The sequence below is a fragment of the Pseudomonas sp. genome (assembly GCF_026224925.1).
Classification (GTDB): domain Bacteria; phylum Pseudomonadota; class Gammaproteobacteria; order Pseudomonadales; family Pseudomonadaceae; genus Aquipseudomonas.
Genome location: NZ_JAMFRV010000395.1, coordinates 1 through 9,775, shown reverse-complemented (window position 1 = coordinate 9,775; position 9,775 = coordinate 1). Strand labels below are relative to the sequence as shown.

The following is a 9,775-nucleotide window of genomic DNA, read 5'->3' as shown; positions in this document are numbered from 1 at the left end:
GGTATAGCGCAGTCCGGTAGCGCGCCTGCTTTGGGAGCAGGATGTCAGGAGTTCGAATCCCCTTACCCCGACCATTTTCTACCCTTGTTGTTTTGGGTTTGAAGATACAGGCCAGATGCTCCGCGCATCGAAGCCAATTAAAGAAAGCGTCCTTCGGGACGCTTTTTTTATGCCTGGGATTTGGCTGGATCGTTGAGGTCTGCTGTATGCAAGCCCGAGGATGAATCTAATCCCGGTGGGAGCGAATTCATTCGCGAATGCGGTGGGTCAGCCACCGAGGGTGTTGAATATGCAGATGCCTTCCCGAATAAATTCGGTCCCACAGGGTTCCCCACTCCTATAGTTGGATATGTGGCAGGCCATAAAGTTGATTCATGGCCTGCCCTCGGGCGCGGATTTAATGCAGCTTCATCCTCGGCTCTGTCCCTTTGCCAATCCGGCTACTGAGCATCAGCATCGCTGTACGGAACATCCCGTACAGCGCCATCTGGTGCATGCGATACAGCGACACATAGAACATCCGTGCCAGCCAGCCTTCAAGCATCACGCTGCCCATTAGATTGCCCATCAAGTTACCCACCGCTGAAAAACTCGACAGCGAGATCAATGAGCCGTAATCACGGTATTTGTACGCAGGCAAACTCTGGCCTTCGATCCGCAGCTTCAGCGATTTGATCAGCAGTGAGGCCTGCTGGTGAGCCGCTTGCGCCCGTGGGGGTACGTTCCGGTCAGTACCCGGTTGTGGGCAAGCTGCGCAGTCGCCGAAGGCAAAGATATTATCGTCGCGGGTAGTCTGCAGGGTAGGGCGCACTTGCAGCTGATTGATGCGGTTGCTCTCCAGCCCGTCCAGGTCCTTGAGAAACATAGGCGCACGAATACCCGCTGCCCAGACCTTTAGAGTCGCCGGAATCACTTGGCCGTTGGCCGTGATTAAACTGTCGGCAGTGACTTCGCTGACCGCAGCGTTGGTCAGTACCGTTACGCCGAGCTTCTCCAGGGTTTTGTGCACCGGGCCGCCGATACGCTCTGGCAATGCCGGGAGCACCCTATGGCCCGCCTCTATCAAGGTAATGCGCAAGTTCTCCGGCTTGATGCGGCCCAAGCCATACGCGGCCAACTCATGGGCGGCGTTATGCAGTTCGGCGGCCAGCTCAACCCCCGTCGCACCTGCGCCGACAATCGCCACGGTGATTTCTTCGGTGACATCGGTCTGTCCGGCATGGGCGCGCAGGTAGCGGTTGAGCAACTGCTGATGGAAGCGTTCGGCCTGTTTGCGCGTGTCCAGAAACAAACAATGTTCAGCGGCACCTAGGGTATTGAAGTCATTGGTGGTGCTACCGACGGAGATCACCAGCGAGTCGTACTCCAGGCTGCGAGCCGGAACCAGCTCGTTGCCGTCCTCATCCAGGGTTGCGGCCAAGTGCAATTGTTTATTGGCGCGGTCCAGTCCGGTCATACGCCCGAGTTGAAACTGGAAGTTATTCCACTTGGCCTGGGCCACATAGTTGAGCTCGTCTTCATATGAATTCAACGAGCCCGCGGCCACTTCATGCAGCAATGGTTTCCAGATGTGCGTCAGGTTGGCGTCGACCAACACGACACTGGCGGTGCCGCGTTTGCCCAGGGTTTTACCCAGGCCGGTAGCCAGCTCCAGACCGCCGGCGCCTCCGCCAACGATTACGATGCGATGGGTCATTAAGGTATCTCATAAGGCTAAGGAATTCGGGGGGATGAGCACGGGCGCCAGTCAGTTCATAGCGCCATGTAGCTCAAGAAACGGCTCAGCAAGCCTAGGCCAACCGTGACGGCCACCACCACAATAAGGAGCAGCCATGGCCGAAAAGGCCGGCGCTCGACTTGATTCTGGGAAGTTTGCAGGTACTCTTCGACACGTTGTTGGTCGTCAGGGTTCAGGCGGCTGGTCATGTGAGCCTCATTTGAAATGAAACACGCGAGTAAAAATCAGGTTGGAATAAACTCCAGCGGTTCGACACGCAGGGCGTCATCCAGGCGAATGATTCCGCTTTGTAGCACTCGCGCGGTAATTCCGCCATGGCCGCGCACAGCTTGAAACGTACCGTGGCCGAGGCGATGTTCGAGGCGCGCGCAAGGTTGACACCATCCCGTGGTTTCCAGAATCGCCTGACCGACCTTGAAGCGTCGACCCTTGAGGCTGAACAAATTGATCCCGCTGATCACCAGATTACGCCGCAAATCTTGCGGCACAATGGGGTTATCTTCAGCGCGGCCCAGCAACGAGCTGACTACCGCCAGATGCTCCCATTGGATCAGCGTCACCTGCCGTGCGTTACGCGGGCCGGGTCGTGAGTGATCACCGGTCAGTCCTGCTTCGCGGCGTGCCTCCGCTGCTTCAAGCTCGATCATGTCCACACGCGATTCAGGGCGCACGCCAATCCAGCGCACCCGACCCTGCTGCGGCACGTCGGCGAGCAGTTCCTGCAGCGGACTCATAAGCTGATACCGACGTCGAACACCACACTGCGGCCGAGGTTGGTCCGTAAGAAGTCCGGTGCTCCAGGATGGGCAAACAACACACGTGCGAAGGTCGGTCCGACCAATGACAGGGAGCGCCAACCTTGGCGCAGGTATTCGGTTGGCGGTGGGAAATGGCTGTTCAAATCAAGTACTTCACGCTTGAGGCTGGCGAAGGCAATGATATCCAACTCGGACAAATCCAGGCCACGCTCGCGGTAGTTGTGCGCTTTCTTGCGCAAGGTGGGTGCCAGCCGCTGCAGCAGTTCTGGCGCGGAAATACGTTTGGGTTTTGCTTCACGGCGCACCAGTTGGCTCAAGGAAAATGCACTGCGCCGCCGTTGCAATTCCTCGCGCCATTCGTCGTTCAGGCGTCGACCTTCATCAAGCACAAAAAACACCTCAAAACTGGCGTCGCGAAACAACACATCGGGGGGCTCTTGTCCGGCCGGGGTGAAGTCTTCATTGCGGTGCGGGATGTTCAGGCCCTGCAACAGCCGCTGGCAAACCCAGCGCTCACGCTCCCACTTACGCGCATTGGAGAGAAACGCGTTGGCTTGTTCGGCCTGGATCGTGAGCAGGCGTAAGTAGTCAGAGTCATCCATAGCCCAAGCTTAGCGTTCAAATCGTGATAACTGAAAGCAAGATTAAGGCAAGCTAGACTTTCTAGCGTCTTCGCCTCGACAATCAGAACCTATAACAAGGAGATCTGTGTGAGCATTTGCCTGGTTCTACTGCTCTGCTACGCGCCATGATCAGCGCCCAAGTGCTGTCAGCCGAAACCATGACCTTGGGGTGGGTGCTGTATGTGCCGGTAGTGCTGTGGGCAATTTGGCGTGCACCGTGGGTCGAGCTGTTCACCGATGCCAGGCGCCAACATCTGTTTTACGGCACGGTGTTCGCGCTGTTTCTGCTATGGCTGGTGCGCCGGGATTTCGACACGGGCGTCTCGTATCACTTCATTGGCATGACCGCTGTCACGCTACTACTCGATTGGCCGCTGGCGATCGTCGGTGGGCTGGTGGCGCAACTGGGTTTGCTATTGCTCGGTCGACAAGACCTTGCCGCGCTGGGCGTGAACGGCTTGCTATTGATCGCGTTGCCGGTGCTGGTGACCGAAACCTGCGCCCTGTTGGTCGAGCGCGCTCAGCCGAAAAACCCCTTTGTGTATATCTACTGCTCGGGCTTTCTGGCGGCGGCATTATCGGCTTTGTTGTGCCTGCTGCTGGGCTTGGTGGTGCTGTGGTTTGATGGGTTGTTCGCGATGCCGGAGTGGCTGGAGGATTTTGTCGGCTACCTGTGGCTGATCATCTTCCCGGAAGCCTTCATCAACGGCATGGTCGTCAGCGCGTTGGTGGTGTTCTGTCCCGAATGGCTGGAGACCTTCAACCGTACCCGTTACCTGTCCGCGCCTTGGAATGAGGACGGGCCATCAAAGGGCGGCCGCTGATCGTTGCAATCGGCGGCCGCGCTGGATCAATGTTCCCGTGACGGGAAATCGCCGGAGAACGACTCATCTTCAGCGTCCGGGCTGACCGGAATCGCGTGCTCTTCGGAGGCCCACGCGCCCAAGTCGATCAATTTGCAGCGATCAGAACAGAACGGCCGGAACAGGCTAGCGGCGCTCCATTCCACAGGGGCGCCACAGGTAGGGCATTCGACGGTCAAGGGCTGGCTCATGGTTGGCCTCCATGTAAGGTTAAATAAAAGTGATGCAGGCGCTCGACTTCGCTTTTCAGCCAAGCAGGATCGCGGTCGTTGACCAGCACATCATCAGCATGGCTTAGGCGCAACTCGCGATGCGCCTGAACACTGAGAATGGCCTTCACCTGTTCCTCGCTGGTGCTGTCGCGCAGCATGGTGCGCTGGATTTGCAGAGCCTCCGGAGCATCGATCACCAATACCCGTTGCGTCATCTTGTACTGACCCGACTCCACCAACAGCGGCGAAACCAAAATCGCATAGGGCGATTCTGCCCGAGCCAGGTAGTTCACGATCTCTTGGCCGATCAGCGGATGCAGCAAAGCTTCAAGCCAGCGCCGTTGTTCAGGGTGCTGAAAGATCAGGCCGCGTAATGCACTGCGGTCCAGTTGGCCGTCGGGCTGCAGCACACTCGGGCCAAAATGCTCGGCAATCTGCGCCAGCGCCGGACGGCCAGGTTCCACCACCCAGCGGGCGGCATGATCGGCGTCCACCAAGTGCACGCCTAAGTCGACAAAGTGCTGGGCAGCCGCACTCTTACCGCTGCCGATGCCACCGGTAAGGCCGAGAATCCAGGGTTTGAAAACAGGGTTAGTCATCTAAAACCGGCAAACTGCATGTAGGTGTCGGTTATTTGACCACCCCAGAGCAAAGCGATCCAGCCCGCGATTGCTAAATAAGGACCGAAGGGGATCGGCGTGCTAGTGCTGGCATTGCGCAGGCGCAACATAATCAGGCCCAACACCGCGCCCACCAGCGACGACAACAAAATCGTCAGCGGAAGTATCTGCCAGCCACCCCAAGCACCGAGCATCGCCAGCAACTTGAAGTCGCCATAACCCATGCCTTCCTTGCCGGTGACCAACTTGAACAGCCAAAACACCAGCCACAGGCTCATATAACCCGCCACTGCCCCCCACAACGCATCGTGCAAGTTGGTGAATAGGCCAAAGGTGTTAACGATCAAGCCCAACCACAACAGCGGCAACACCAGCGCATCTGGCAACAGCTGATGATCCGCATCGATCAAACTCATTGCCAACAAACCCCACGCCAGCACCAACATCGCCGCCGCCTGCCAGCCAAACCCGAAATGCCAGGCAATAAACGCCGAGAGCAATCCGCAGGCGAGCTCAACGATGGGGTAACGTTTGCTGATCGGTGCCTTACAGCTGGAACACTTGCCGCCGAGAAACAGGTAGCTGATAACGGGCAGGTTTTCCCAAGCACGGATTTTATGGGCGCAGTGTGGGCAGCGCGAGTGAGGGAGCATCAGGTTGAAGGTGTCGGGCTCTGGTTCGGCGGGGAGCGAGAGCATTTCGCGGGATTGGGACTTCCAGTCACGGTCTAGCATGATGGGCAGGCGGTAGATGACGACGTTAAGGAAGCTGCCGACCAAGAGGCCTAACACGAGGGTGCAAATGACAAAGGCCAGCGGTGAGCTGGCCAAGAGGTTAATCAGGGGCATGTTTTAGACTACGTTACCGAGCTGGAAGATAGGGAGGTACATGGCGATGACGAGGCCGCCGACGACCACGCCTAGAACGGCCATGATGAACGGCTCCATGAGGGAGGTAATGTTGTCGACCATGCCGTCGACTTCGTCTTCGTAGTAAGTGGCGACTTTATCGAGCATTCCGTCGAGCGAGCCGGACTCTTCGCCAATGGCGGCCATTTGAATGGCTAAGGTCGGGAATACGCCAGTGCTGCGCATGGAGACATTCAATTGTATGCCGGTGGAAACATCTAATTTAATTTGGTTGACGGCATTTTTGAACACAACGTTGCCGGTGGCCCCGGCGACAGAATCGAGCGCCTCGACCAGTGGTACGCCTGCAGCGAACGTTGTGGACAAAGTTCGTGCATATCGAGCGACCGATGACTTGTAAATTAAGGGTCCGATAACCGGAACTTTCAATAACGCTCTATCAAGTGTGTCGCGAAATTTTTGCGAGGTTTTATAAGCGCGCCTAAATAAGAATATGGCCAACCACATTCCGGCAATAACGATATACCACCACTTTTGCAAAAGCTCAGACAGACCGATGACCATCAGTGTGAATGCAGGTAGTTTCGCCCCGAAACTGGAGAAAACAGACTGAAATTGAGGCACAACCTTTATCAACAAAATCGCTGAAACAATCAGCGCTACGATCACCACTGCGATAGGGTAGGTCATAGCCTTTTTGATTTTTGCCTTAAGGGCCTCGGTTTTCTCTTTATAGGTTGCGACTCGTGCCAGCAACGCCTCAAGCGCGCCCGCTTGCTCGCCTGCGTCAACCAGGCTGCAATACAAATCGTCAAAATATTCTGGTTTTTTCTTTAACGCAAAAGCGAAGCTGTTGCCTGCTGCGACTTCTTGTTTTATTTCATTTACCAGGGAGCGCATTCTAGGATTGCCAGAGCTTTCCCCAATGATGTCGAAAGACTGTAGCAGCGGAACCCCTGCTTTCATCATGGTCGCCATTTGTCGCGTAAAGAACGCGATATCCATGGGCTTTATTTTTTTGCCTTCACCGAAAATCGAGATGGATTTCTTACGCACCTTAAGGGGGGTGATGCCCTGCTTGCGCAATTGGGCCTTGATCAACGCCTGATTGTGCCCGTTCAATTCCCCAGTCAGCTTTGCGCCTTTCCTGTCCGTGCCTTCCCACGAATAAACACTGACTTTTACTGCCTTGGTCGCCATGCTTAATCCTTGGTCACGCGGTTGATTTCTTCAAGACTGGTCACGCCCTGCATCGCTTTCATCAATCCGGAAGTACGCAGGTCGTTGAAACCGTCTTTGCGCATCTGAATAGCGATATCCATCGAATTACCTTCTTCCATGATGAGCCGTTGTAATTCTGGGGTGTTTTTCACCACCTCATAAATACCGACTCGCCCTTTATAGCCGTTATTGCAATTATCGCACCCAACAGGAGCGTAGAGTTTGAATGTGCCGATTTTAGCCTCGGGAAAGCCTTCTTTGATCAGCGTTTCGTGAGGTATATCGCTTTCTTTCTTGCACGCTGGGCATAGCTTACGTGCGAGTCGCTGAGCGATGATCAGGTTAATAGCCGTGGCAATGTTGAATGAAGCCACACCCATGTGCTGCAAGCGGGTCAATGTTTCAGCGGCACTGTTGGTGTGCAGGGTGGATAACACCATGTGCCCGGTTTGCGATGCTTTGATGGCAATCTCGGCAGTTTCTAGGTCACGGATTTCTCCGACCATGATTACGTCCGGATCCTGACGCAGAAAGGCGCGCAGTGCCTGCGAAAAGTCCATGCCTTGCCGTGGGTTGACGTTGACCTGATTGATGCCTTCCAGGTTGATTTCAACCGGGTCTTCGGCCGTGGAGATATTGATGTCCACGGTGTTGAGAATATTTAGCCCCGTATACAGCGATACCGTTTTACCTGAGCCGGTTGGACCTGTTACCAAAATCATGCCTTGTGGCTGTTTCAGCGCTGCGAGGTAGAGTTCCTTTTGTTCCGGTTCATAGCCAAGTGCGTCGATGCCCATCTGTGCTGACGAGGGGTCGAGAATCCGCATTACGATTTTTTCGCCCCATAAAGTGGGCAATGTATTAACACGGAAATCGATGGCCTTGGTTTTTGAAATTCGCAGCTTGATCCGCCCATCTTGTGGGCGCCGCCGTTCGGAAATATCAAGGCTTGCCATAACCTTTAATCGCGCAGCAATTCTGCCGGCCAAATGAATGGGCGGCTTGGCCACTTCGTGAAGAATGCCATCGGTTCGCAGACGCACGCGGTAAGTTTTTTCGTACGGCTCAAAGTGCAGGTCGGATGAACCCAGCTTAATGGCGTCCAGCAACATTTTGTTAACGAAGCGAACGACCGGTGCGTCGTCTGCGTCTTGCCCTGCTATGGAATCCTGCTTCTTGTCGTCCAGGCTCTCGATATCGAGATTTTCCAGGTCGACATCTGCCATGTCGCCCAAGCTAGCGTTGGAGCCTTCGAAGAATTTTTCGATCGCAGCGCTGAGCTTGTCATCTTCCACTAAGATGGCTTCGGTAGTCAGCCCCGTGCTGAACTGAATGTCAGTAATGGCTTGGTGATTCGTTGGGTCAGACACACCGACAAATAATTTGTTACCACGCCGCCACAGAGGCAGTGCGTGGTGTTGGCGAATCAATTTTTCACTCACTAGACCGTTTGGCTGCCCCTCTTTGTCGAGAGTACTCAGGTCCATGAACGGCACCCCGAATTGCTCCGATGCAATTTCTGCCAGCACCAGACTCTTCACCAGCTTGTTCTGTACCAGGTAGCTGACAATCGAAATTTTACTTCGTTGAGCTTTTTGATAAGCGTCCAGCGCTGCTTTTTCATTGAGTAATTCGGCGACTACCAATTGTTTCGCCAAACCTGTTAAAGCGACATCAGTCATAAAACCACCAGATACAGACAGTGTGACGGTTATAGCGTAGTCGGGCTGCGCTGCCAAATCTTCGAAGAAAAACTGACCAAAATTGTCAGTTTGTGCGGTTGTAGGCGTCGTTTTCCTGCGCAAGCGAGCGGTCATACCTTGAAACGGCGGATTGAACGGCTTGGCACGGGCCGTGCTTCGGTTAGTTTCAGACGGTACTTAATTGACGTGCGGAGAGACATCATGAAATTGCAAAAAGGCTTCACACTTATCGAACTGATGATCGTGGTTGCGATTGTCGGGATTCTGGCGGCCGTGGCCCTACCTGCTTATCAGAATTACATCAAGAAAGCGGCCTATGCAGAGATCACGTCTGCTATGGACCCAATAAAGGCTGCCATCAGTATTTGTGCTCAGCAGCTAGCCGTAGGCGCTGGAAACTATATTGGTTGTGATACCCCAGCGCTTATAGGTATAACTATGCCAGGTGCTGGGCCCGCTTTGTCCAGTATTGCAATCACTGCTTCGAGCGCTATGATTACTGCTACACCAAATGCATATAAAGGGATTGTGGCTGGGGATACATGCACACTTACACCTTCCGCACCAGTCGCTAACACTGCTATAACTTGGACATGGGGCGGTGCCTGCGTAGCTAACGGCTACGTCAGGAACTAAGCCTTACTGGAGACGTTCGAATCGGGGTTGGGCCTGTCATAGGCTGCCGGTTATGGCCGTCTCAATGCCACGTTTGTTGGGCTAGGGTTTAGTTGTGAGAGGGTTGGCTCAATGCTAGCCTCTCTCAATCGCCGAAATAGCTCAGTCCGGTAGAGCAGCGCACTCGTAACGCGAAGGTCGTAGGTTCGATTCCTATTTTCGGCACCAAGACCCAAAGCCCCGATTCTCACGACTCGGGGCTTTTTTACATCCCGTGATTATCAACATTCGTCGCTTCCCCTCAGGGGTACAATCCTTTCAAACCTTATGTCGTTTTAGGCATCACTTTGCCTTCTCACATCCTACCCTTTCCGTCCGCTTTGGCTGACTTGAGCTCAATATCCTGCAAGCCCATACTCCTCCGGTCCCCAGCGATGAGCTGGTCGCGTTTGCGGATAGAGCAACAAATCATGAGCGTTACGGCTACTTTCGTGACAATCAAGGAGAAAAAGATGGCGTTCAATGAGCGCAAGGTTGCACAGATGGCCGCCTT

11 protein-coding genes and 1 tRNA gene are annotated in these 9,775 nt (G+C 54.7%); 3 read left to right on the top strand and 9 right to left on the bottom strand.

Going from position 1 to position 9,775, the window contains the following annotated elements; genetic code table 11:
* Nucleotides 1-397: 397 nt before the first annotated feature.
* The 4 genes from M0974_RS17150 to M0974_RS17135 are packed head-to-tail and all read right to left on the bottom strand — an operon-like array spanning nt 398 to nt 3,098.
* The gene (locus M0974_RS17150) at nt 398-1,696 is read right to left on the bottom strand and encodes an NAD(P)/FAD-dependent oxidoreductase (RefSeq protein ID WP_297839149.1); all 1,299 of its coding nucleotides are present in this window, start codon (nt 1,694-1,696) and stop codon (nt 398-400) included.
* 56 nt (nt 1,697-1,752) lie between these two features.
* On the bottom strand, nt 1,753-1,926 hold the full coding sequence (locus M0974_RS17145) for a DUF3094 domain-containing protein (protein WP_297839146.1): 174 nt from the start codon (nt 1,924-1,926) through the stop codon (nt 1,753-1,755).
* Nucleotides 1,927-1,962: 36 nt separating this feature from the next.
* Complete coding sequence (locus tag M0974_RS17140) at nt 1,963-2,472, bottom strand: MOSC domain-containing protein (protein WP_297839143.1); 510 nt, start codon at nt 2,470-2,472, stop codon at nt 1,963-1,965.
* Entirely contained in the window at nt 2,469-3,098 is a 630-nt protein-coding gene (locus M0974_RS17135) for a DUF1780 domain-containing protein (RefSeq protein WP_297839139.1), read from the bottom strand. Before M0974_RS17135 ends, M0974_RS17140 begins: the two co-directional genes overlap by 4 nt.
* 146 nt (nt 3,099-3,244) lie before the next feature.
* Between M0974_RS17135 and M0974_RS17130 the strand changes: the two genes are divergently transcribed.
* On the top strand, nt 3,245-3,943 hold the full coding sequence (locus M0974_RS17130; protein WP_297839154.1) for an energy-coupling factor ABC transporter permease: 699 nt from the start codon (nt 3,245-3,247) through the stop codon (nt 3,941-3,943).
* Between the two features lie 26 nt (nt 3,944-3,969).
* Here the strand turns inward: M0974_RS17130 and yacG are convergent, their stop codons facing one another.
* From yacG to pilB, 5 genes are read right to left on the bottom strand one after another with little or no spacing between them, the layout of a single operon-like run.
* Nucleotides 3,970-4,173, bottom strand: coding sequence for a DNA gyrase inhibitor YacG (gene yacG, locus M0974_RS17125; RefSeq protein WP_297839137.1), 204 nt, complete (start codon nt 4,171-4,173; stop codon nt 3,970-3,972).
* Nucleotides 4,170-4,793: a dephospho-CoA kinase gene (gene coaE / locus M0974_RS17120; RefSeq protein ID WP_297839135.1), complete on the bottom strand. Its 624-nt coding sequence runs from the start codon at nt 4,791-4,793 to the stop codon at nt 4,170-4,172. The genes yacG and coaE overlap by 4 nt, the downstream gene beginning before the upstream one ends.
* The gene (locus M0974_RS17115) at nt 4,790-5,662 is read right to left on the bottom strand and encodes an A24 family peptidase (protein ID WP_297839133.1); all 873 of its coding nucleotides are present in this window, start codon (nt 5,660-5,662) and stop codon (nt 4,790-4,792) included. The genes coaE and M0974_RS17115 overlap by 4 nt, the downstream gene beginning before the upstream one ends.
* A gap of 3 nt (nt 5,663-5,665) precedes the next feature.
* Nucleotides 5,666-6,883 (bottom strand): type II secretion system F family protein, encoded by a 1,218-nt coding sequence (locus M0974_RS17110; RefSeq protein WP_297839130.1) that lies wholly within the window; start codon nt 6,881-6,883, stop codon nt 5,666-5,668.
* 2 nt (nt 6,884-6,885) lie between these two features.
* Entirely contained in the window at nt 6,886-8,586 is a 1,701-nt protein-coding gene (gene pilB, locus M0974_RS17105) for a type IV-A pilus assembly ATPase PilB (RefSeq protein ID WP_297839151.1), read from the bottom strand.
* A 222-nt stretch (nt 8,587-8,808) separates the two neighbouring features.
* Between pilB and M0974_RS17100 the strand changes: the two genes are divergently transcribed.
* Nucleotides 8,809-9,243 (top strand): prepilin-type N-terminal cleavage/methylation domain-containing protein, encoded by a 435-nt coding sequence (locus M0974_RS17100; protein WP_297839128.1) that lies wholly within the window; start codon nt 8,809-8,811, stop codon nt 9,241-9,243.
* Between the two features lie 130 nt (nt 9,244-9,373).
* Nucleotides 9,374-9,450, top strand: a tRNA-Thr gene (locus M0974_RS17095).
* Nucleotides 9,451-9,775: the final 325 nt, after the last annotated feature.